The organism is Nitrospinaceae bacterium, assembly GCA_018669005.1.
Classification (GTDB): Bacteria; UBA8248; UBA8248; order UBA8248; family UBA8248; genus UBA8248.
The window spans coordinates 1-23,816 of sequence record JABJAL010000091.1 but is presented as its reverse complement, the minus strand read 5'-3'; the positions used below and the strand labels follow the sequence as shown (position 1 = coordinate 23,816).

Annotated in this window: 20 protein-coding genes; 10 read left to right on the top strand and 10 right to left on the bottom strand. The window is 55.5% G+C overall.

What is annotated here, in order from left to right:
* The first annotated feature begins 19 nt into the window (after positions 1-19).
* The 3 genes from HOJ95_14515 to HOJ95_14505 all read left to right on the top strand — a co-directional run bounded on the left by HOJ95_14515 (position 20) and on the right by HOJ95_14505 (position 3,806).
* Positions 20-1,657, top strand: coding sequence for a response regulator (locus HOJ95_14515; GenBank protein MBT6395912.1), 1,638 nt, complete (start codon positions 20-22; stop codon positions 1,655-1,657).
* Positions 1,658-1,784: 127 nt separating this feature from the next.
* Positions 1,785-3,176, top strand: a complete 1,392-nt coding sequence (fumC, locus tag HOJ95_14510; GenBank protein MBT6395911.1) for a class II fumarate hydratase — start codon at positions 1,785-1,787, stop codon at positions 3,174-3,176.
* Positions 3,177-3,218: 42 nt separating this feature from the next.
* The gene (locus tag HOJ95_14505; protein ID MBT6395910.1) at positions 3,219-3,806 is read left to right on the top strand and encodes a hypothetical protein; all 588 of its coding nucleotides are present in this window, start codon (positions 3,219-3,221) and stop codon (positions 3,804-3,806) included.
* Positions 3,807-3,895: 89 nt separating this feature from the next.
* Here the strand turns inward: HOJ95_14505 and HOJ95_14500 are convergent, their stop codons facing one another.
* From HOJ95_14500 to HOJ95_14490, 3 genes are all read right to left on the bottom strand, one after another.
* Entirely contained in the window at positions 3,896-4,273 is a 378-nt protein-coding gene (locus HOJ95_14500) for a hypothetical protein (GenBank protein ID MBT6395909.1), read from the bottom strand.
* Positions 4,274-4,298: 25 nt separating this feature from the next.
* Entirely contained in the window at positions 4,299-6,995 is a 2,697-nt protein-coding gene (gene acnA / locus HOJ95_14495) for an aconitate hydratase AcnA (protein MBT6395908.1), read from the bottom strand.
* 327 nt (positions 6,996-7,322) lie between these two features.
* Positions 7,323-9,410 carry a diguanylate cyclase gene (locus tag HOJ95_14490; protein ID MBT6395907.1) on the bottom strand — a complete coding sequence of 696 codons (2,088 nt, stop codon included), beginning with the start codon at positions 9,408-9,410 and terminating at the stop codon, positions 7,323-7,325.
* Between the two features lie 523 nt (positions 9,411-9,933).
* On the opposite strand from HOJ95_14490, the gene HOJ95_14485 reads away from it, so the two are divergent.
* A complete protein-coding gene (locus HOJ95_14485; protein ID MBT6395906.1) occupies positions 9,934-10,746 on the top strand; it encodes an SDR family oxidoreductase in 813 nt (270 codons plus the stop codon).
* 130 nt (positions 10,747-10,876) lie between these two features.
* Here the strand turns inward: HOJ95_14485 and HOJ95_14480 are convergent, their stop codons facing one another.
* Complete coding sequence (locus HOJ95_14480; protein ID MBT6395905.1) at positions 10,877-12,556, bottom strand: PASTA domain-containing protein; 1,680 nt, start codon at positions 12,554-12,556, stop codon at positions 10,877-10,879.
* Between the two features lie 383 nt (positions 12,557-12,939).
* Here HOJ95_14480 and HOJ95_14475 point away from each other — a divergent pair, with 383 nt between their 5' ends.
* Positions 12,940-13,410: a helix-turn-helix domain-containing protein gene (locus HOJ95_14475; protein MBT6395904.1), complete on the top strand. Its 471-nt coding sequence runs from the start codon at positions 12,940-12,942 to the stop codon at positions 13,408-13,410.
* Between the two features lie 105 nt (positions 13,411-13,515).
* Here the strand turns inward: HOJ95_14475 and HOJ95_14470 are convergent, their stop codons facing one another.
* From HOJ95_14470 to HOJ95_14460, 3 genes are all read right to left on the bottom strand, one after another.
* On the bottom strand, positions 13,516-13,950 hold the full coding sequence (locus HOJ95_14470) for a PaaI family thioesterase (GenBank protein ID MBT6395903.1): 435 nt from the start codon (positions 13,948-13,950) through the stop codon (positions 13,516-13,518).
* Positions 13,951-13,985: 35 nt separating this feature from the next.
* Positions 13,986-14,303 carry a hypothetical protein gene (locus HOJ95_14465; GenBank protein MBT6395902.1) on the bottom strand — a complete coding sequence of 106 codons (318 nt, stop codon included), beginning with the start codon at positions 14,301-14,303 and terminating at the stop codon, positions 13,986-13,988.
* A gap of 415 nt (positions 14,304-14,718) precedes the next feature.
* On the bottom strand, positions 14,719-15,477 hold the full coding sequence (locus tag HOJ95_14460) for a hypothetical protein (GenBank protein ID MBT6395901.1): 759 nt from the start codon (positions 15,475-15,477) through the stop codon (positions 14,719-14,721).
* Between the two features lie 258 nt (positions 15,478-15,735).
* On the opposite strand from HOJ95_14460, the gene HOJ95_14455 reads away from it, so the two are divergent.
* Entirely contained in the window at positions 15,736-16,836 is a 1,101-nt protein-coding gene (locus tag HOJ95_14455) for a hypothetical protein (GenBank protein ID MBT6395900.1), read from the top strand.
* Between the two features lie 659 nt (positions 16,837-17,495).
* On the opposite strand, the gene rlmN is transcribed toward HOJ95_14455, so the two are convergent.
* Entirely contained in the window at positions 17,496-18,626 is a 1,131-nt protein-coding gene (rlmN, locus tag HOJ95_14450; GenBank protein MBT6395899.1) for a 23S rRNA (adenine(2503)-C(2))-methyltransferase RlmN, read from the bottom strand.
* Positions 18,627-18,722: 96 nt separating this feature from the next.
* Here rlmN and HOJ95_14445 point away from each other — a divergent pair, with 96 nt between their 5' ends.
* The 4 genes from HOJ95_14445 to HOJ95_14430 all read left to right on the top strand — a co-directional run bounded on the left by HOJ95_14445 (position 18,723) and on the right by HOJ95_14430 (position 22,275).
* A complete protein-coding gene (locus HOJ95_14445; protein ID MBT6395898.1) occupies positions 18,723-19,376 on the top strand; it encodes an HAD family hydrolase in 654 nt (217 codons plus the stop codon).
* Positions 19,377-19,602: 226 nt separating this feature from the next.
* Positions 19,603-20,427, top strand: coding sequence for a lytic transglycosylase domain-containing protein (locus tag HOJ95_14440; GenBank protein MBT6395897.1), 825 nt, complete (start codon positions 19,603-19,605; stop codon positions 20,425-20,427).
* A 157-nt stretch (positions 20,428-20,584) separates the two neighbouring features.
* Entirely contained in the window at positions 20,585-21,382 is a 798-nt protein-coding gene (locus HOJ95_14435; GenBank protein ID MBT6395896.1) for an endonuclease III, read from the top strand.
* A complete protein-coding gene (locus HOJ95_14430) occupies positions 21,379-22,275 on the top strand; it encodes a DMT family transporter (protein MBT6395895.1) in 897 nt (298 codons plus the stop codon). Before HOJ95_14435 ends, HOJ95_14430 begins: the two co-directional genes overlap by 4 nt.
* Positions 22,276-22,326: 51 nt before the next feature.
* Here the strand turns inward: HOJ95_14430 and HOJ95_14425 are convergent, their stop codons facing one another.
* Positions 22,327-22,731 carry a VOC family protein gene (locus tag HOJ95_14425; protein ID MBT6395894.1) on the bottom strand — a complete coding sequence of 135 codons (405 nt, stop codon included), beginning with the start codon at positions 22,729-22,731 and terminating at the stop codon, positions 22,327-22,329.
* Positions 22,732-22,821: 90 nt separating this feature from the next.
* A partial coding sequence (locus HOJ95_14420) for a hypothetical protein (protein MBT6395893.1) occupies positions 22,822-23,816 on the bottom strand: 995 nt, incomplete at its 5' end.

Here is a 23,816-nt window from a genome sequence, read left to right as displayed (position 1 = left end):
GAGGCCCGAAAGGTCCGACATGAGCCCTGATTCCTCATCCAGGCCGCAAAACAACCAAGACGCCGCAGAACCCAGCACTCAAGGAATTGCGTCATTTGATGAATCCCCGCACCTGCTGCTCCAGCAAATTATCGACGTGGGCACCCGCCTCGTGGGTGCAAGTTATGGCGCCCTGGGTGTGTTCAACACCGACGGCGATCAAATTATCCGTTTCCTGACATCGGGAATCGATGAAAAAATTCGCGAAGCCATTGGACCACCTCCAAGCGGCAAAGGCATCATCGGCCTTCTTGCCAGAGAATCCAGGCCTCTGCGGATTTCAGACCTCACGAGAAATCCTCTATCCACAGGCATCCCGCCCCATCACCCCACCATGACTTCCTTTCTCGGCGTTCCGCTCAAATCACAAGAAATCGTCTACGGAAACCTCTACTTCACCGACAAGATTGGCGAGGATTCGTTTACCCCCGAGGATGAGCGCATCGCAGAGAACTTTGCGGCCCTCGCCGTCGCCGCCATTGAACGTCGCACGGCCCTCGATCATTTGCACCAAGCCGAAAAGCTTGAGGCCCTGGGCCGCCTTTCGGCGGGAATCTCACACGACTTCAACAACGCCCTCGGAATCATCCACGGGGCTGCTGAACTTCTGGACAGGCAACTTGGAAAGGAAAACATTGACCCCGCCATTTCTGAATATTTGGACATCATCATGAAGTCCGCCATGGGCGCCGCCCAAACCGTCAAAAGGCTTCAGGATTTTGCCCGAAAGCGCGATGACCGACCGGCAAGTGTGGCCGACCTCAACGAGGCGATTCAGGCGGCGGCCGAGATGACCCGCCCCCGCTGGAAAAGCGAGGCCGAGGCCAGCGGCTTACAAATTGATTTGGCCATCAGGCCCGAGGCGAGGCATTCTCTTGTGAGTGGAGTTGAATCTGAGCTTCATGAAATTCTCATCAACCTCATCAACAACGCCCTAGATGCGATGCCAGGTGGTGGAAATATTGTCCTAAGCACCGAGGACACTAACGGCGGGCCACGCGTATCCATCAAGGACACCGGCACGGGCATGTCCCCAGAGACCAGTGCAAGAGCATTCGAGCCTTTTTTCTCCACCAAGGGCGAGCAGGGCACAGGCATGGGCCTGAGCATGGTGTTCGGCATCATCAAGCGCTACGGCGGAAGCATCGGCATTGAAAGCGAGGCGGGTGTCGGCACAGAAATCAGCTTTACGCTCCCACCCTCCAATATCGTTGACGAAAAAAGGACCGAAACGGCGATCCCCTCGGCTGGCCCGGCCAATATTCTCATCATAGAAGACGAGCCCGATATGGCACGGGTAATCAGCGATCTGCTTTCGGAGGAAGGCTACTCCCCGCATGTCATACACAACGGCCTGGAGGCCACCCAGGCATTCGAGGCAGGCAGGCACGACCTGGTGATTTCGGACCTCGCCATGCCCGGAATATCGGGGAGCGAGATCGCCCGGAGGATTAAGGAAATCTCCCCTTCCACGCCCGTCCTTCTTCTCACAGGCTGGCAAGCGGGAATGCCCCCCGAGGAGATGGTCCAGAGTGGCATCGACGGCATAATGGTCAAACCGGTCAGAAAAACGGAGTTGTTGACGCGGGTGGCCCAAGCACTCACCGCGCGGAAATAGCGCCCGCAGTTCTGGCCCAAGAGCGCGTTTTAAGATACGCTCGCCGCTATAGAGCAAAGGGGCCCGGCCCTGTCCCTCATACATCATACGCGCCCCAAGGCGCATCAAAGAGCAAGGAGTTTTATTCATGGGGTACCGAATCGAAACCGATACGATGGGCGAAATCGAAGTTCCCGACGATAAATACTATGGGGCGCAGACGGCCCGTTCCTTGATGAATTTTAAAATCGGCGGCGACCGCTTCCCGAGAGAAATGATCCGCGCCTTAGGGATACTCAAAAAAGCCGCTGCTCTCACGAACCACGAGCTCGGCACCCTTCCAGAGGAGAAGGCCAACCTCATTGATCGCGCCGCCGACGAGGTGATCGAAGGGAAACTCGACGATCATTTCCCTCTTGTCGTCTGGCAGACCGGCAGCGGCACCCAGACCAACATGAATTCGAACGAGGTCATTTCGAACCGCGCCATCGAAATGGCCGGGGGCACGATGGGATCGAAAGACCCGGTCCACCCGAATGACGATGTAAACAAGGCCCAGTCCTCGAACGACACGTTCCCGACGGCGATGCACATCGCTGCTGCCGAGCAAATCAACTCACGTCTCATTCCCGAAGTCGAGCGCCTCCAGAAAACGCTTCAGTCAAAAGCCGACGCCTTCGGCGACATCATCAAAATAGGGCGCACCCATCTCATGGATGCTGTTCCGCTCACGCTGGGCCAGGAATTCTCGGGCTACGCCAAGCAGCTTGAAAACGCCGTCTCGCGCATTCGCCTGACCCTCGACGGCATCTACGAACTGGCCCTGGGCGGCACCGCCGTGGGCACCGGCCTGAACACCCATCCCGACTTCGCCGACAAGGCGGCGGGGCACATCGCCCGGATCACAGGGCTTCCCTTCCGATCGGCCCCGAACAAATTCGAGGCTCTGGCCGCGCATGATGCCATCGTATTCGCCAGCGGCTCGCTCAAGACCCTGGCCGCCTCCTTGATGAAGATCGCCAACGATGTCCGCTGGCTCGCCTCGGGCCCCCGAAGCGGGATCGGCGAGATCCGCATCCCCGAGAATGAGCCCGGAAGTTCGATCATGCCCGGCAAAGTGAACCCCACTCAGTGCGAGGCGATGACAATGGTTTGCGCCCAGGTCATGGGCAACGATGTCGCCGTGAACGTCGGTGGGGCCTCGGGAAATTTTGAACTCAACGTCTTCAAGCCCGTGATGATTTTTAATCTCCTGAACTCCATCCGCCTGCTTGCAGATGCCTGCGCCTCGTTCGATGAGAACTGCGCCGTCGGCATCGAACCCAACAAATCGGTCATAGATGACTTCCTCAAACGCTCGCTTATGCTCGTGACGGCGCTCAATCCCATCATCGGCTATGACAATGCCGCCAAGGTGGCGAAAAAGGCTTTCGCCGAAGGTAGCACCTTGCGCGAGGCGGTCATCGCGCTTGACCTGATGAGCGGCGAGGAATTCGACAAAGCTGTGCGGCCGGAAGATATGACCGGCCCAAAAAGCTAGGCCCGCCCCAGATTTGGAATCAGAGCATTGGAGGAAACTCTTGTGAGAGTCTTACTTCTCCTCGCCCTCTTCGTGCTGCCTAACAGCGCCCTTGCCGAAGTCAAGGTGAGCGATATCGTTCGCCTTGAGGACGCAGTGCACATCTCCGTCACTTACCGCAATACCACCCTCAAAATCTTGGACGACATGGACGTCAAATGCGACCTGATAGGCGAAGGCGGCCAGAGGCTCGGTGTCGGAAAGGCGTTTATTCGGGGACCCGTCAAACCGGGCGGGATACGCCCGCTGACCGTCATCTCTCCAATAGAGGGTAATAAAGTCATAAAAGCCAAATGTCGGGCGATAGAGAAACGTATCACCTGGGTAATCTGGTCGTTTAAAATAGACCTCGACACTTACAAGACTCTCCAGGACCAATGGACTAAATTAAAAAAAGAATACAAAAGCCCGTATAAATGCGGGAAGGCGCTAGATGCGTTCTACGATAAAAAAATGCAGGAGATTAAACTTGAGGACCCGAAGGTAAAACGCAGGGGCAACGCCATCATCTACCACAAAAAAAGAAAGCGCATGTCATTTCACTATCAGTGCGCCCAATCCACGATGAATCTCGCACGACAAAAAAAATAACCCCAAAATTGGGGCCGCCACGAACTTAAAATACACCATGGTCCGCCAGGATATTGCTCCCGATTCCGGAAGCCTGTTGAGAGATCACCCTAAAAGTTCAGGGGCATTCCCTCCTCGGCGCAGGTGATGGAGTCTGGCTTTGCGCCCTTGAGCGGCACATTTAAAGTGGCCGAGCCGACAAAACCGGGGGCAATGCCGCCCGATAAATGGTTCGTGAAATAATGGACACCCTTTTGCTCGCGGCGCTGCGCATTCGGGGAGGCACATGTAATAACGACACTCGAAAAAGATGTGCTGGTGGTGTTCCGGTAGGTGAAACGCACCTTGGCGGATGCTTTACCCTTCGCCCTGATGTCTTCCACCTTAAGCTCAGCGCGCGCCGCCGGAGCGAGAAGAGCACCCATTAACAGCGCAGCCGCAACCGGCACAACCGCAAGGGCCACTGAGGCCATACGATTGTTCACCATATCCCCTCCTCGCGCTGCGGGCTCCCTACTTGTTTTCTTTAAGCAGTTTGCGCAGGACGTAGTGGAGAATTCCGCCGTTTTGGTAATAGAGCACCTCGTTCGGGGTGTCTATCCGGGAGACCGCAGTGAAAGTTATCGGCGCACCGCCACCATCGGGGGTCGCCGTGACCTGCACCTCTTTTGCCTCGCCGCCGTTGATGCCCTCGATGTCGAAGACTTCCTGGCCCGTGAGACCGAGGCTCTCGGCGCTCTCGCCGGGCTTGAACTGAAGCGGAATCACACCCATCCCGATGAGATTCGAGCGGTGGATTCGCTCAAAGCTCTCCGTGATCACAGCCTTGACGCCGAGGAGGTTCGAGCCCTTGGCCGCCCAATCGCGCGATGAGCCGGTACCGTACTCCTTGCCGCCCAGAACAACAGTGGACACACCTTCTTCTCGATATTTCTCAGCGGTGTCGAACATGGTCATCTGCTCGCCCGAGGGGAAATGGGTGGACCAGCCGCCCTCGGTGCCGGGGGCGACTTTGTTGCGAAGTCGAACGTTGGCGAAGGTGCCGCGCATCATGACCTCGTGGTTGCCCCGGCGCGAGCCAAAGCTGTTGAAGTCCTTGGTGAGCACGTCGTTCATCACCAGATAGCGCCCCGCCGGGCCGTCTTTGGGTATCGAGCCCGCCGGTGAGATGTGGTCGGTCGTCGTCGAGTCGCCCAGATTGGCGAGGCAGCGAGCGCCTTTAATATCGCCCACCGGTTCGGGCTCGACCTTCATGCCGTCGAAATAAGGTGGCTTCTGGACGTAGGTGGACATTTCCTCCCAGGTGTAGAGATCACCCTCGGGGGTCGGGACGCCCATCCACCGGAGGTCGCCCCGGAAAACGTCCGAGTAGGTTTTCTTGAACAGGTCGGCCTGGACGTTGTTCATCACAACTTCCTCAAGCTCGCTCTGGGTGGGCCAGATGTCCTTCAAATAAACATCATTGCCATCCTTGTCCTGGCCGAGCGATTCAGTGGCGATGTCCACGCCCATATGGCCAGCCAGCGCATAGGCAACAACCAGCGGGGGCGAGGCGAGGAAATTCATTCGCACCTCGGCGTGCACCCGGCCCTCGAAATTGCGGTTGCCCGAAAGGACCGAGCAGGCAACAAGGTTGCCCTCGGCGATGGCTTTAGACACCTCGGGGGGCAGCGGCCCTGAGTTGCCGATGCAGGTCGTGCAACCGTAGCCCACGGTGTTGAAGCCAAGCTGATCGAGATAGGTGTCGAGACCCGCTTTCTTGAGATACTCGGTCACGACCTTCGAGCCGGGCGCGAGGCTGGTCTTCACCCATGGCTTGGGCTTAAGGCCCCGCTCGGCTGCTTTTTTGGCGACAAGACCTGCGCCCAGCATAACCGAGGGATTCGAGGTGTTCGTGCAACTCGTGATAGAGGCGATGACAACCGCGCCGCTCTCAAGCTCGTAGCTTTTCGACCCGGTCTTCACCTTAACTGGAGCAGAAGCCACGGCTGTGCCGCCGCCCGATAGCTCGGTGAGCATCTTGTCGAGCTCGCTCCCGAAGGTTTTGCTCGCCTCGCTCAATAGAATCCTGTCCTGCGGTCGCTTGGGGCCAGAGATGCAGGGCTCGACCTCGCCCATGTCGAGCTCTATGGTATCGGTGTAGATTGCCTCAGGCGTGTTCTCGTCGTGGAACATCCCCTGCTCTTTGGCATAGGCCTCAACCAGCGCAATCTTCTCGGCCGGGCGGCCCGAGAGTTCAAGATATTTAATCGTCTCGGCATCAATCGGGAAAATGCCGCAGGTGGCGCCGTACTCGGGCGCCATGTTCGAGAGCGTGGCCCTATCGGCAAGCGGCAGACCCACCAGCCCCGGCCCGTAGAACTCGACGAATTTTCCGACAACGCCCTTTTGCCGAAGCATCTGGACAACGACGAGCACAAGGTCGGTCGCCGTGGCCCCTTCGGGAAGTTTCCCCGAGAGCTTAAAGCCAATGACATCCGGGATGAGCATCGAATACGACTGCCCCAGCATGGCGGCCTCGGCCTCGATGCCGCCAACGCCCCAGCCCAGAACACCCAGACCGTTGATCATCGTCGTGTGCGAATCGGTGCCCACCAGGGTGTCCGGGAAAGCTCTACGCACCCCGTTTTTTTCATCCTCGCCAACAACATGGGCCAGGAACTCCAAGTTCACCTGGTGGATGATTCCCGTCGAGGGCGGCACCACCCGGAAGTTGTCGAACGCCTGCTGCGCCCAGCGCAGGAACGAGTAGCGCTCGGTGTTGCGCTCGAATTCGAGATCGGCGTTTTGCTCAAGGGCCTCCTCGGTCCCGAAACTATCAATTTGAACCGAATGGTCGATGACGAGATCCACCGGCTGGAGCGGATTGATGAGCGCCGGGTCGCCACCCAGCTCTTTCATCGCATCGCGCATCACGGCGAGATCGACGACCGAGGGGACGCCCGTGAAGTCCTGCAAAAGAACGCGGCTTGGCATGAAGGCAATCTCGGCAATTGCGCCCCCTTTTGCGTCCCAGCCTGCCAGCGCCTCAATATCTTTGGCCTTGACGGACTCGCCATCCTCGTTGCGCAGGAGGTTTTCCAATAACACTTTTTGCGAATAGGGCAGGCGATCAATATCGCCTTTGTCTTTTAAGGCATCGAGCCGGTAAATCTCATAAGTCTGATCGCCGACCTTCATCTCGGCGCGGGCGTTAAAACTATTGCTCATGGTCGCTCTCCATCGTGATGCGCCTCGGAACCTCTCCTCCCCGCTCTCGGGTAGCGAGAAACCCGGCACAAGTATTTGATATCTATTACGTTAAATTTTTTTGAATACGGCAAGAAATCTCCGACCACCGGAGAATACCACAATCGGGGCCCCGTTTCGACGCCTGGCGGAAATCCGGCTACCGGACACAAGGCAAGAGGAGCATGAGTCCAATATAGGGTATTGCACGATAATCGCGCATAAAAAAACCGCCAGAGGCGGCGGGGCTTAGATAGGAGGGGAAGCTAGCAGCTGTGAGGAAAAAGGGGGCCGTGAGTATCTTGCTCCCTACGACGCCTCCATTTTCATGTCACTCTCATACATCCGGTAGCCATTCTTACCGGCGGCCTTGATCGCGTAAAGGGCAATGTCCGCCTTTCGGATCAGCATATCCATGTCATCTTCCTCAGGTGAGTAGATAGCGAATCCGCAACTGCCGCCGATATGCATTTCCTTTCCCTCGATCACGAACGTGCGGCACAAATCCTCGACCAGCCTCGCGGCAATTGTTTTTACGACGTCCACGCCCGATACATCCTGCAAGATGATCGAGAATTCATCGCCGCCAAGGCGCGCCACCGTATCCACATCCCGTCTGGCGGCGCTTAAAAGCGCCGAGACCTGCCTTAAAAGCTCATCGCCCGCAGGATGCCCATAGGTGTCATTCACCCCCTTGAAACCGTCAAGGTCGAGCATCAACAGCGCCATCTTCGTGCCTTGCCGTTTGGCCAGCGTCATGCCCGAGGCCAGATTTTCATGGAACCGGTTGCGATTCGCCAGCCCGGTGAGCGAGTCGGTCATGGCCAGATCCTTGATGGCTTCCTCGGCATTCACCCGATTCGTGATATCGCTGACAACACAGGTGTACATCCCCTCGCCGTCGATGTTCATCTCGCCTACCGCAAGCTCGGCGGGAAAAGTAGTGCCGTCCCGCCGCCGGGCAGTAAAAATACTCGAAGTGCCAACATGCTCATCAAGCGCCAGCGAGCCGATTCGCCCGTCCTCCTCCACAGCGGCGAGCAGAAGACTCACGTTCAAGCCCTTTAATTCATCGGAGTTGTATCCGAACATCATCTCCACTGCGGGATTCGCTGTGCTAATCTTGCCGCTCGAATCCACCGTCACAATACCCTCGGGAACGGCATCGACCACGGCGCGCACCCTGGCCTCGTTATTTTCCGCCCGCCGCTCGGCCTCGGCCCTTTTGATGGCGTTTTCCCGGAACACCTCGACGGAGCGGGCCATCCGCCCCATCTCGTTGTCCCTGTCCGCACCGCTGATCTCGACCTCGAGATTCCCTTCGGCAAGAGAGCTCATCACTTCCGTCAAGGCGCGAACAGGGCCAATGACCCTTCCATAAACGAGCCACAGGGAAGTCAAAATCAAAAACAGAATTAACCCCGCCGTTGAGTAAACGGAGATACGCCCCAACCGGGACATCAACGAGATCGCGTTAAGAAGGTTCTCGGAATTTTTCTCAATTTGAGCGGCAATCTCTCTGTCCAGCACCGCCATACCCCGCAGCGCCAGGCTGTCATCGACCTTGACCTTCCGGTCGATTTCGGCCGGCGAAAGACCCTCTTTTATCAGGCCAGTGGTCTCGTCCAGCGCCAACATATACAAATTCAGGGTGGCCAGGACATCCTCCAGCGCCAGCTGTTCGGTCTGATTCACGCCATGCGACTCGTATTTCGAAATTGTCTCCATAGCCATCCGAAGATTTTCGCTGATTTTTTTTTGTCTTGCCAAATCGTGACGGAGAACAAGGTTTTTGAAATTATGAATCAGCCCACCGTAGCCGAGTTGGGCGCGCAGCAGGGTGAGGGCCTGCGCCTTTCCGAATTCGGTTGTCCTGGCACTCGAATCGGAGGTACGCCCGAGACCCGTTCTCAACGAATTCAGCCCTCTTAAGGCGAGGGTGTCGTCGATCTTGACGGCGCGGTCGATCTCGCGGGGAGATTTTCCCTCCTCAACCAACCGCTCGGTGAGGATCAAGGCCTGAGTGTATTCATCCAGGGTTTTGGAAATGTCCTCGAGCGCAACCTTTTCGCCCTCGGTGGGGCCGAGGGCCCGGTATTGCCGAATGATGGAGGTAGCGCCGCCGAGGTGCTCATGCACCCTTTCCATGTATTGACTTTCCTGGCGCAGCACGAAATTTTTGAAATCATGGATCATCCCGCCATATCCGACGGCGGCTCTAAGCGCGCTGTCGAGCCGGGCTTTCTCGGAGCGCTCCAGCTGAAAGTCGTCCCATACCACCCCGACCCGCTCGATATTGAAATTGATGATGACGGCGGAGGTGAGCAAAATTCCGCCCGAGAGGCAAATGGCCAGGACAAAGAGCCATGCGATTGATTTGAGCTTGAGGTTTTTCACGAGACTCCCCAATTAAAAGCGCAGGCAACCATCAGTATTTCCAGTATATTAAAAGCAATTTCGATACCAGGACACGCAAATTCCACTCCGATGTGCGCCTGTCATTATAACCAATCGATAATATCGGATGTTAAATATTAAAAGGAAAGGAGGGAGCACCTATTTGGAGGGGAACTATCAAGAAGAATTTGTCTCATTGTGTTTCAAAAATGTCTCATTACCAACGAAAATCCCCAAATCGGGCCCCCGTTTCGACGCCGGCGAGGATACTCGAAAGTGAGGGGCTCATGATGAAATTTGGGCCAATGAGCGCGCGGGTGAACACCCACGGGAGCCGCCAAGATGAAGATGGATTTAACCTCTAACCCAGGCGCTGCGCTCCTTGCCGCTAAAGACATTCCCCTCTCGCTGAGAAAGCGATACCCACTGTCCCCAGGCTGGTATGGTGCGTGTCGGTGCCGCATAATTGCCCAAAAATTTATGAAAAATTTTCTTATTCAAATAATTTAGGAAGGAGAACTTCATGCCGGAGAAAAGACTTAAAGGGCAGCGCGCCATCATCACCGGGGCCTCGGCTGGGATCGGCGCCTCGATTGCCGAGCGCTACGCCGCCGAGGGCGCATCGATCTGGGCCGCAGGCGGGAGAGATGAAGAAGGCTTAAAGCGCGTGATAGAGGCCTGCCGCGCAGAGGGCGTCCAAGCCGATGGCAGCCCCTACGATCTTGCCGATGCCAGCTGCGCAAGCAACATCATTAGCGAGGGGGCCAAGTTCCTGGGCGGGCTCGATATCCTGGTCAACTGCGCTGGCGCCCGCGCCCCGGGCCCCTTCACCGATTTCGAGGACGATGACATTGTTCGCGTTTTTCATGTCAACGCGATTGCGGCCTTTATCGCCTCGCGCGATGCCGCCCGGATAATGGTGCCCCAGGGGAGCGGGCGAATCCTTAACATCGGCTCCATCTTCGGCGAGGTGGGCGTGAACGAAAACGCCCTTTACTGCGCCACCAAGGCAACGCTCCACAGCCTCACCCGCGCCCTGGCCGTCGAGCTGGGCCCCAAGGGGATTCGGGTGAATTGCCTTCTGCCCGGCACGACCATGAACGCGAGCTCTAGAATCAGATTCAAGGCCGAGCCCGAGTACGCCGCCACCCGCCTCCAGGGGATTCCCGCCCGGCGCTTCGCCGAGCCCGAGGAGATGGCCGCTGTATCCGCCTTCATGGTCTGCCCAGAAAACGATTTCATGAACGGGGCCTGCATCACGAGCGATGGGGGCACGACAATTATGCTGGCGGGCTCCCCGGCAACCCCGGCCTCCCCCGCTTCCCCGGCCTCGTAAGCCGGGGGTTTGCTGGCGGCTAGAAGCTGAATCTACGGGCATGCCTTAAAAGGGTATCGGTCAAGGTGCACCCAAAAAAACAAAAACCCCCGCGCCCAATCTCTTGAGCGCGGGGGGGAGGTGGCCGAATCTATTTTTTTCCCGACCAAATCCAAATCATGTTGGAGCGATTAATCCGGGTACCGACAGCCGGCGAGACTCTAAGAACCGGTCCGCCATATCCATTCATCATAGTACTAACAAATCCGTATTTGTGCCGCAGTAAATTCGAATATCCAGTATGATCATAGCCTGTGAATGCTGGCACGAGCGGGGTTTGGTTCGCTATAGCCGTGAGATAAACTTTACCCTCCTTATACATAGTCGTATTCGGCGCGCGGCTCTGTGTCCTTACATTACCCACCAAGGAGTCATTCGACATCGTTTGGTAATACTTCGGCCAACCATACACGGTCTTGCCTCCATAACTCCAGACAGCTCTCACGTTGGAGTAAACACCCATCCCTTTTAGTTTATTGTGGGCATCCATTATCTTCATACCGACGAGGTTCGGAACAGTCACTGTTTGCGGTGTGTAAATATGAAGAAGAATTCTTGTGCCCACGGCGGTAAGGAATTCCGCGGGCGGGGTCTGGTGTTTAATTTTGTTCCAAATTTTTCTATCTGTTGTAGGCCAAGTATAAACTTGTGGGTTCAGGCCCCTTTTTTTAGCTTCCGCTTTCCATGAGGCTATCACCCCGCCAGTGTCACTCCTATAACCGTCAACCGCAATAACGGGGGGCACTTTAGCACCTCTTTTGTATACCTTGAGCGCGACCACCCCTCCCGGCTTGGCTAATACGCCCGCAGCCGGATTCTGGCTGTCAACCTTGCCGTAGATGTCCGGTAGGTTAAGGACTAGCTGATCGGTGACGGAGGAGGTCAGACCTATCGCCGTGAGCGCGGCCTGGGCCTGGGTCTGCGTTTGTCCCACGACGTTGGGAACCTGTTTTCCAGCAACGCCCCGGTAGATGTTGCCACCACCCGAAGTGAGCCAGCCGATGCCCTGGGTGTCGACGGCGATATTTAACCCGGCGCCGTTCATGTAATCCCAGCCCGTTGAGCCGTTCCACTTGTAGACGCGTTTGCCGCCGGAGAGGTCGGCATCTCCCAAATACCAGACATGGCCATTCGCGCCAATGCCGATGTCGACAGCACCCGAGCCCGGCATTCTCGTCCAACCGCTGCCATTGTAGCGATAGATGTTGCCTGAACTCGTTACGACCCAGGCGTTGCCGTTGGGTTCGACGGCGATGCGAACACCGGCGCCGTTCATGTAATCCCAGCCCGTCGAGCCGTTCCATTTGTAGACGCGTCTGCCGCCATTGGTGTCGGCATTTCCCAGATACCAAACATGGCCGCCCGCGCCGATGCCGATATCGAGGGCTTTACTGGTGCCGCCCGCGCCCTGAACCCGAGTCCAACTGCTGCCGGTATAGCGATAGATGTTGCCGGATTTTGTTACGAGCCAGGCGTTGCCATTGGGTTCGACGGCGATGCGGACACCCTCGCCGCCCTTGTAGTCCCAGCCGGTTGAGCCGTTCCACTTGTAGACACGGCTGCCGCCTTGGCCCGTACCGTCTCCCAGATACCAGACATGGCCGCCCGCGCCGATGCCGATGTCGACGGCATTAGTGGCGCCAGGGACTTTCGACCAGCTAAAAGCCTCGCTGTAGGTGAGAGCCGAGGCAATTGGCGCGGCAGCCGAGACAAGAAAGAGGAATGCAAAAACAACTGCGGTGATCGTTGAGGTGATTCGTTTTGTGCTCAAGGTCTTGCTCCTTTCGAGAAAAATTTTAAAAATCCGCTTTCGTATGAATCGCTTTGTTTGTGCGCTCCTCCTTTTTGAAGAGTCTCTGTAGTCACTCCCCATATAGAGCAAGGACCGTGCCAAAATAAGAATATTCGGTCTAAAAATAGTATATGCCCATAAACAAAGGAGATCGAGGGATTTTTCAAAAAAGCCCGCCCGGTGGCATAGGCGAAATTCCGCCGATTTGGGGTTTTTCATAAGCGAAATTTCGCCGATGGCTGGGGTCTTAAATAGAGGGAAGGAGTTCTGGCAGGCGTCGGGGCTACGACTTTTGGGCAGGCACCTAAAATGTCGTTTCACGTTATACTGAATCCATCCAAGCAACTATATGGGAAATGTCGGTGATGAAGAATTTGTCGATGGAAAGAAAACGAGAAATAGGAAAGCGGCTTCAGAAAGTGAGGGAGTCTCTGGGGCTTAGCCAGGCGAAATTTGCTAACACGGCGGGTGTGTCAGCGGGAACCATTTCTCTATACGAGAAGGGGAGGACGGAGACCTCAGTCTCTTTTCTTGAGTACCTCAATAGGGAGCATGGTATTTCGAGCAATTGGGTGCTCTTTGGCACTGGCATGATGAAGATAGCCCGTAAGGAGAAAAAGGGGACAATGGATGGGCGTCCTCATCAATATCAAATCGAAGGGCCCGCCCCTTTTCCCCAAAGGGTGAAAGCCTTCGAGAAGTTCGTGATCGAAGAGGCTCTCATCGAACACAAGGGAAATGTTCAGGATACAATGAAGACCCTCGGCATCCCCCGCCGGACGCTCAACGATAAAATGGATAGGTACGGTATTGACCGCAAAGATATTTCCTGAGATCCGGGATTAAGAATATCTAGCTGAGAGGTTGTTTATAGCGAATTAGTAATTCGCCATAAACGGGGGTTTCCATAAGCGAAATTTCGCCGATGGGTTTCGTTATTATTCGGTGGGCGCTTGTTTGACGATCATGAAGGTGCCCGAGGCGAAGGCGACGTGGCGGCCCGAGTCGTGGTTGATGCGCACCTCCCAGACCGAGGTGCGGCGGCCAAGATGGAGGGGCTTGGCCTCGCTGAGGAGGTTGCCCTCCCTCAGCCCGGCAATGAAGTTTACTTTCAGCTCGACGGTGACGATGTCTGTACCGGGGGGATAGGAGACGTGGGCGGCGACACCGGCGGTGACATCGGCGAGGGTGGCGACGGCGCCGCCATGGACGACGCCAGTGGGCTGGAGGATTTCGTCCCTGATGGGCAGGCGCAGACGGGCAAAGCCGTGGCCTGCCTCGATGAGTTCAATGCCGACGTGGCCGTTAAAGAGCGTGCCAAGGCGGCGGGCGAACTGCTCCTTGATGAGCTCGGGGGTCCATTCTCCGGGCATCTGAATAATCTCCTGTTCCCAATTTCGCTAAGGGGCTAGCCGAATATCTGAATTGGAATTCGGCCCCACGCGGCGGGATTTTCGGTGATCATGTCCTCGCCCTGCTCTTCGTAGTTGAAGTAGAGGTTTTCGGTTTCGGTCTTAGCGCCTTTTTTCTCGACACGGCGGACGGTGATCGTGGGGACGTGGATGTTTTTCTCGAAATTTTTGGAGTGCGAGACGCTGACGCTAGCACTGCGGGTTGCGGCGCATTTTTCGAGCTGGGAACGGTTTGTCTTCACGCGGCCATCGGGCAGTATCTGGGCCCCGCAGTTTTCGGTTAATTCAACGAGAAAGCTGTTTTGATCAAGCATGTTCGAACTCCTGATGAATGTAGAAAAAAAAGAGAATATCTCGATCCTGCCACCGAACGCCGGGGCGGGAAGATGAGTCTCTAACGAGTTGAATCTTTAACTATCGATACCCCTAACCTAACCATTGGAACCCATAACCTGACTACTGAAACCCATAACTACTTGATTTCATTACCATAAATTGTTTTAAAAAGCGCTTGCCGCAAGCAGACTTCGTGTCAAACAGCAAATTCGTGCATCAAGCCAGGAGAGCGCCCTCGAAGGCTCGGCCTATGAGAGGGCTCTGTTGTCCGGGAATTCAGTGCCCCTGAGGCTCCCCCCCATGTCAAACAGCAAATTCGCGCACCTATGAGGTCTATGCGCGGCATGTGCGAACATGGTGCGACATGTGGCACTCAAACCAACCAGCCCCCCCCTACCACTCCCAGTAGAGGGTGTAGGTGCGCCCCGTAACCGGGCTCTCCTTTTCCCAGGCCATCACGACCTGGCTCTCGCCCGGTACCTTTTGCGGCACGATGCGCCTTTTGTCAAAGCTCTGCGAGGCTCCCGCAGAACTCTCACTCCGGGCACCCTGAATCATCCGATCCGAGGGGAGAATCAACTCAAGAACAAATCTCTCCGTCGGATACTCAACTACAATGCTCACCCACTCGTTGTGGGTGCAAAAAGAATCGATTAATTTCATTTTGTGGCGAAGCTCAAAGCGCTCCCCGCTCAAAATAGGCTGGGGCAAAGCAAGAATGGCCGAATAATCTGCCCCTGCCCCTTTATTAATTTCAAATTCGAGCGGTATCCAGGCTGACTCTACATCCTGGTCCTCTTGAAAAATGCGGTAAGAATATTCCACATTTCGGTCACCTGTTCCCGTATGGTAGCGAGTTCTGAGCCCAGGCATGTCGCGGAGCGCAAGACAACGGCGTGTGTTGGTCATCTCCGCTTTGCGGCCCTTGCTATCCCATATCGTATAACGCCGATAATGTTCAAGAATCCGGTAGTCGTAAGAAGCCCCTTCCGATGCCCCATCGGAAGCTTGCCCTTTTTCCTCAAATCTGGAGATTCGCTCCTCCAGATTCTCCATCCGCTCCCCAAGCGTTTTTTGCTCGCGCAGGAGTTCTCCCAGATTCGCGGAAATACCGCTGAGCATATCTTCAATATTTCCTGGCAACTCGGGCATTCACCTCTCCCGGAAAGCAGCTAACGTAATTTGACAACAACACTCAAATTCAATTTGGACCTACTTACAACACGGCTACAGGGGTTATTGCAACCGTCTCAGGTTAATAGAATTTTCAATGCCAAAAATCTCCTGCAAAATAGAGTATCCCAAAATTTCATCAGGGGTGGAATTACTGATAAATTATGTCTAACCTTAATGCCTGCAGTGAAAATGTTCACCATAGATTCTCCATAGCCTCCCACAAGGGGTAACTACATGCCAATAATTGAAACCGTAGAGGCTTTTCCTGTCTCCATACCGCTAAATCATCCATACAAGGACGCCAACAGAATAGAGACCCATTCACGCGATGTCGTGGTCAAGCTCACAGCTTCTGGTGGAGCCATCGGATGGGGGGCAGGTTCACCCCGCTCGTTTCCAACAGGAGAAACCCAGTCATCGGCATTCACCGTTTTAAAAGAATACCTCCTCCCCCTAATCAAGGGAAAAGATCCGTTTTATTTAGAAGCCATACACCGCGATATGGAATCCACTATCCCTTTTCACTATGCTCCAAAATCTGCGATTGATTGCGCCCTCCATGACCTTCAGGGCCGAATACTAGATCAACCCGTATACAACCTTCTAGGCGGGAAAATTCGGGACGAGATGCCCTCGTTCGACATACTTCCCCTGGAATCGCCCGAAAAAACGGCTGAAATCGCTGCCGCCGCAATGGCAGAGGGCACCCTAGCCTTCAAAGTAAAAATGAATCAGGACGTGAAAACCAGTGTCGCCCGTGTGCAGAAGGTTCGTGAGGCTACCGGGGACAAGGTCATGCTAGTGGTCGATGCCAATACCACCTGGACACCAAAATTAGCCGTTTCGGTCTGCGCCATGATCGAGGAATACAACGTCACGATGGTCGAGCAACCCGTGCCCGGACACGACATCGAGGGAATGGCGTTCATCACGAAAAATACGCGAGTGAGGATAGGCGCTGATGAATCTATGCGCCCTGACTATATGGCTGAACTCATGCGCCGCCGCGCAGCGGATGTCGTCAATATCAAGATAAATCGCGAAGGGGGGCTTCTTCCCTCGAAAAAAGCAGCCGCCCTGGCAGAGGCGAATGGCATCGAGGGGCTATGTGGAAGTGTCATTCAAGGAGCACTCATCGATGCCGCCGCCGCCCATCTTTTCGCGTCAACTCCGGCCATCGTATACAACGAGTCGGGAAAAGCCCCCGCTTGGCATGATCTCGATATCGTCACAGGCTTTAGAGTTGAAAAAGGCATGGTAAAAGTACCCGAGGGCCCTGGGCTTGGGGTCGAGGTGAACGAGAAAATACTTCGGAAATTCCTGGCCAAAGACTAACCCCACCCTAGCTCACAGGGTGTTTGCACCCGGCCCCTGGGGCCCCTAAATGCCAAATTAGCCCATGCGCTCAAGGGCACCTCACAAGCAACAATGCGTCAATTGAGAAAGCCCTGCGTCAGGGAGCCGGCGATCTTCTCCGCAACATGTCGCACATCCCCCCCCCTCGCAGAGGCAGCTGGTCCTACCTATATCCTCGACGCCCCCTCTCAGGGCCAAAACAAACCCATAAATTATTGATATGAATACGATTAATTAATTCCATTCAGACTGTGACCTCGCTCACACCCCAGCCCGGCCCATCTGCCCCCCAAGGTATGAATCTCGCAACATATACCGCACATGAAGGCGATTCTCCGGTTCTTGGGATTCACAAGGCAGCCACCCGCATCATGGGTTCCATAAAACTTTATTTTTTGGTACCAGGGACCGTTTTTTTAAGGGAGCAGACGAATGGAGGCTTTGGTTGGATATGTGGCGGCATCGCTCCTGCTCGATTTGAGCTGTCTGCTAGGCCGCATCGTTTAGAAAGACCACATCTTTTAAAGGTTGAAAATCGATGGAATTACTCACGACATATTTCGCGGCAATATTTTCTCTTTTCATAATTAGCCTGATCGGACGCATGAGCAACCAGGGCGCAAGAGAAATAAACGCGCCTATTTTTTTCCACGATGCTCGGCCATTTTAACGTCGTCGGCCAGTTGGCCACACGCCGCCCGAATATCAAGACCCTTGCTCTGGCGGACGGTGACAGTCAGCCCCCGGTCGGCAAGAGTCCGGCGAAACGTCTCGACCCTGGTCTCCGAGGGCCTCTCGAAGGGGGCCCCATCAAACGGATTCCAAGGCAGGAGGTTCACCTTGCAGCGGATTTCTCCAAGAAGGCCAGCCAGTTTCCTCGCATCCTCGGCCGAGTCGTTCACCCCGCTCAAAAGAACATACTCAAACGTAATTCGTTGCCTCACCGTAAGGGGGAGCGCCTTGCAGTCCTTAAGTATATCCATCAGCCCCCACTTGCGATTCACCGGCACGATCTTCGAGCGCGTATCCTCATCGGCAGCATGGAGGGATACCGCCACGCCAACGCCGGGCGCTTGTTTAACAAAATCCCCGAGCCTCGAGGAAATGCCCACCGTCGAAACGGTCAGCCGCCTGGGCGCCAGTCCGATTCCCCTTGGATGGGTCAACAGCCCCACCGCCGCCACCGTGGCGTCAAAATTATCCAGCGGCTCACCCATACCCATGAAAACGACGTTATGAAAGCGCTCGCCCTCGGGAAGCCGTCTTCGAGCGGCAAGAAACTGCTCGGCGATCTCAGCCGCCGAGAGCTGACGATGAAAGCCCATCTTTGCCGTCAGGCAAAAAGTGCAGCCCATGGCGCAACCTACTTGAGTCGATATACACAGAGACCAGCGCGTCCCTCCCTCCACGCGAGGCATCGGAATACGAACACTCTCTATTCGGCTCCCATCGCCGAGGCGCCAGAGAAACTTCTCCGTCCCGTCGTCTCCAGACAAAATATTTTCGGCCTCAAGCCAGCTAATCCGTGCCCGCTCCTCCAGTCTTTGGCGAAAGGCGGCCGGCAAATCACTCATCCGGGAGATTACGGTTTCTCCCTTTTCCCAGATCCAGGCGAAAACCTGGCGTCCCCTGTAATCGGGCTCGCCAGCCTCGGCGCAAAACGCCACCAATTCCTCCTCGGTCATCCCCTTAAGATCGATTTTCCCCGGAACCAGGGCGTCTTCCCCCGGATCAGGTGCATTTTGTTGAAGGGATACGGCCAATTCCATCCACTCCTCCCTAATGTTATGGTTCGCCCCATCCGCCTAACGACCAGAGCATATCACGCCACACCGGCCCGCAGTCTTGCCGCCGGGAAGGAGACGATGAAAATCCGCGCCATTTTATTCGACCATGACGGCACTCTTGTGGACAGCTACGAGGGCATCGCCCGCTGCATGCACCTCACCTGCCGGGACCTGGGAAAACCCGAATTAAACGACGCCGAGGTTCGCGCCTCAATTGGCCCCACTTTAGAGAATCGCTTCGCCGAACTATGGGGAAGCGAGATTTCCGAGCATGCCGCAAAAGTCTATCGCTCTCATTATGAAATCCATTTTATATCTGGAACCAAGCTTATAGAAGGCGTGAGGGAAACACTTGATGCCATCGCTGACATGGGATTTTTAATTGCCTGTGTCACCAACAAAACGCAAACCTACTGCGTCAGACAACTTGAGCACTTCGATCTGATGAAGCGGATGGAATGTGTTGTGGGCGCAAGGCAGGGATATGCGCCGAAACCCGACCCGGCCATGATTCTGGCCGTTCTTGAAAAACTTGACCTCACACCCGAGGAGGCGGTGATGGTTGGCGACACTCCAATTGACGTTGCCGCATCGCACGCAGCGGGAGTTCAAGCGTGGGCAGTGGGGGGAAATTACGCCTCAAAAGATGAATTAAATTTAGCAGAGCCCAATCATTTTTTCGAAGATATCACGAAAGTCATTGATTTTATTTCGAATAAGTCAAAAGATTAAAATGATGAAATACTTGCAATTTATCCAAATATTCTTCATCATTATTGTCATTAAAGGGGCCCTACATAGGGGGTGGGCCTTCTTCATGGGAGCAAGCCGGGTCTTAATTAGAAGCCTGAAAACTTCTTACTTACCGGTTGTCTTTCGTCCGCTTGAGCTTCCATTGTTTTGTGCCGGATATCTACCAACCATAGTAATTCGCCTGAAAACTACAGGGTAAACATTCATGTATACCACTATGCTTGCAGCTATAGCTTTATATGTCGTTTTGCTGGCGATTGAATTTGCGGCCCAGTATTTCGGCGCCACGAGGAGGCCCTGGAGTTTTCTTCGAGGCCTCTCTGGAACCGTGGGCGTGCTCGCCTTCACTTTCATGGTTTCCAGCTGGGTGGGCCTTAATCCCTCGAAATACTTTCCTCGATTAACAGGGAATGCTGTCGCCTCGATTCAGACCTCAAGCCTGGGGTTGGGTAAGATTGATTCCTCATTACCTGCCCCAAAGAGGAGAACTGGCCCAGACTACGGCTCTGATGATTTGTCGACCTCGAATACCAGTCAGCATCCGGACATATATCGATATATCCATTATTATTCAGCACTTTACCGGGTTGACCCACTTCTGGTTAAAGTGGTCATTCGGGTGGAAAGTGGCTTCGATCCCTATGCTGTTTCTGGCAAGGGGGCCATGGGGCTCATGCAAATCAACAAAATTACCCAAAAACATCTCGGAATCGAAAATCCCTTCGACGTTCGTCAAAATATCGAGGGCGGAACACGGTATTTAAAAAACCTTCTCAAGAAACACTATTGGGACATCGGTCTTGCCCTGGCCTCCTACAATGCGGGGCCCACCGCCGTGAGTCGCTACAAGGGCGTACCGCCATTTCAGGAAACCCGACGCTATATCTGGCGAGTTCTTAGCGAATACCGCAAGCTTAAGCGCCTCGCCAAGGTTTTCCGGGAGAGCGAGCCCCGCGCAAAGAGGTATCTATCTCCGCGCCAGCCCCAAGCATTCAAAACCAAGGCGAATTCGAGCCAAAACGCTGGTTAAGTTTCCTCCCGCCTAAATCCCTATTTTATTAACTGGGCCTGGGTGGATTTCCCACGCCTCTAAACCGTGCCGCCGCCTGTGCACCATACCTCTGACTTCATGGCATCGAGCAAGTAATGGTGAGATAGTCCGGTCTCCTAACAGGAGGCTCGTGAGAATGCCGAAAGAATCAATAAAACCCGCAAACCTCAAGCGAAAAATCATCCGGCTCGCGGACGGCTTGCGCGATCTTTTCGGAATGCCAAAGCGACCTCGGCGGGCGAACATCCTCGACGCCCTCGTGGAAACGCTCCTCTCCCAAGGAACTACCGACCATAACCGGGATATGGCCTTCGGCGAGCTCAAGCGACAATTCCCCGACTGGGAGGCCGCTGCGGGGGCCACCGAGCGCGCGCTTGCCCGCGCCGTAAAATCTGCTGGCTTAGGGAACCAGAAAGCCGCTCGGATTCACTCTTTCCTTCAATGGCTAAAGAGCGAGACCGGGGCGCTTTCGTTGGAATTTATGCACGAAACTACTGATGACGAGGCGGTGGCCCTTCTGACCAGGCACAAGGGCATCGGCGTGAAAACCGCCTACGTAACGCTGATGTGGGCCTCTAGCCGCGATCTTTTCGCAGTCGATGTTCATATTCACCGGATAGCGATACGGCTCGGCCTCATCGATGAGAAAACAGGGCCCGAAAAAGCACACGGGGAGCTTGGCCCCCATGTGCCCGAGGGAAGGGCCTTTGAGCTTCACATGAACATGCTCGCCTTTGGTCGAACGATCTGCACGGCGCGAAACCCCAAATGCACAGAGTGCGGGTTTCGGCGAATGTGTCCCTACTTCAAGTCCTTGAAAGATGGCGATGCGAAACCCGGCACAGCACGGGCCCCTGCCCGGGCCACCACCCGGAAGGCAGGTCGCCCCTCAAGTAATAAGCGCTCCACGGGCAAGAAACAGGGGACTAATTGAACCATATCATTTCGTCCGTCGGCCTCCCCGAGCTTTTGGCTATCGCCTCCTCCTTTACTTTCGCCATATCCCAGATACTCATTCGCCTGGGGATGCGAACCACCACACCGCTGGCGGCGGCGTTTATCATCAATGGCACCGTAAGCCTCACAGGCCTCATCACTTCCCTCATCAAGGGAACGCTCTTCACCTCAACGCTCACCCCCGTGCTCTGGTTCGCACTGGTTGGCCTGGTCGGCCCGGGGCTCGGCCGCGTCTGCTACCTCAACGGCATCACCCGAATGGGGCTGGGCCGCTCGGTCACCATCACCTCAAGCGCCCCCCTGTGGAGCACACTAATAGCCGTCATCATCCTCGGGGAGACGCCGAATAAGTGGGTCATCATCGGCACCATGGGAATCGTATGCGGGGTCTCGTTGCTGAGCATTCAAGAAAATGATTCGCGCTCGTTCAAGGATTGGTTGCAAGGGGCGCTCATCTTTCCGCTCGTCGCCTCGGTCGCCTATGCGCTCCCCCCTCTGTTTTCCAAATATGCCTACGCCTACCAGCAAACCCCGGAAGTGGGCATCGCCGTGGCCTTTTTTGCAGCCAACTTATTTCTCGTGACATTCAAACCCTTCTTGCCTGGAGACAGCGAGGCCTCTGTTAACCGCGCTGGATTTCTCTGGATAGTCACGGCAGGCCTTTTCAGTTCGGGAAGCTCGTTTTTTCTCTGGACCGCGATCATGCTCGGCGACGTATCGACAACGATGCCCCTAAGCCGCACCGCGCCCATTTATATCCTTATTCTCAGCTACTTTTTCTTGAAAAAAATGGAGTTCATCACAAGAAGAATGGTCATAGGAACACTTCTTGTCGTCATCGGCGGTGTATTGATTACGGCGCTTCGCTAAAAAAAAGAGGCACCCGAAGGCGCCCCCCAAAACCTTATAACTTATTGATATTTAGTCTTTATGGCCCACATATGGGCCAACTATTTCAATGTCTAAATTGTCCGGCCCCCGAACGTAGGCGATCATGCGGCCACCCATGCCGCCCGTGTAGGGCTCAATCGAGAACTCGGCGCCTCGTGCCTTGAGCCACTTGGCGGCCTCCTCGACATCCTCAACCCCGATGCCGAAATGATCGAGCCCCTGTACCCGCACGGGCGCAACAGCGTCGGGCTTTTCATCACTTTTTACCCCGCGAACAAAAATCCGCATCGAGCCCAGCAGCAACACCCCGCTGGGCGCACCCTTGAAATCCGGATTAAAAGATATGCGCTCGGCGCCAAAAACGCGTTCAAAAAACGAGAGCATCCCCTCGGCATCACCGCAAACCAGGTGAACATGATCAAACTTGAAATCCATGAGTTCCTCCTCCACCAGCAAAAAACTAAGGCGTGACCATTCGCCGGAGAATCACCCTCCGATCAGCTCTCGCCAAGTGTGTGTTCTTGGTTATTCGTGGTCATGCGCATGGTCATGGTCGTGCGCGTGATCATGGTCATGATCGTGGGCTTGCTGCCCCTGCGCCTGCCCTCCCTGCGCCTCTTGGCTCTGCCTGATCGCCCGATCAAGCATTGCCCCTATCGTGTAGCGAACCATCTCGGTGAAAAACTCTGGTCGCGGAGCACCCGCCGCGAGAAGGTCCGAGAGCGCCAGGCTCTCGCGCGCAAAATCTAGCTCTTTCCTCAAGTGCAAAAGATAGGCATTGTCCTCTAGCTGAGCGGCCAGGCGAGTGCGGAGCGCCTCGTTCTCATAAAGCTTGGCCGCCTCCTCTTCCATCGCCTTATCGAAAAGGGCTCGTCGCTGCTCATCATCCGCCGCCTCATCGCCCTGTAGCGCCTCAACGCATTTATTGAAATGGGGGGCCACCAGGGGCTCCTCAAGCACCCACGTCCAAAACGCCGCATTGGCAAGCATCGCTTTTTGCTCGATGCGCCCCTCATCGCCCGAGGCAGGCTCAAGCAATCCACGAATGAGATGCGCACCCGGAAACGGGAACGCCTCGGGCTCGGCCAAGGGGGCAAGCAGGAGTTTTGAGTGCGTAAAGCCCGAGGGCATTGGCGAGCCGCCCTCGCCCTCATTGGCAGCCTGCGCTCGCTGAAGGAGCCAGAAGGCATATCCAACAGGCACATCCACCGTGGGTAGGCGCTCATCCTGGGTAAGGCGGTCAAAGAAATCGCGAAGCTCTTTTGATGAGATGTCGGTCGAGACAAACTCCTCGATGCCCCGACCGTGCCGGATGCGGGCCTGAAAAAGCGAGCGCCCCCGAGGCTGGCGCGAACGGGCCACCCAGAGCATCAGGTTCCCCGCCCCATCGCATGTGCTCACAATCGCCCGCGTGTAATCGATGCCTGGCGCGGCGGTGGCGGCGCGGGCTTTTTTCGTCTCTGTCCCGGCGGGCGCAACACCCTTTCCCTTGAGGCGAAAGAGCGCCTTGCGAATACGTG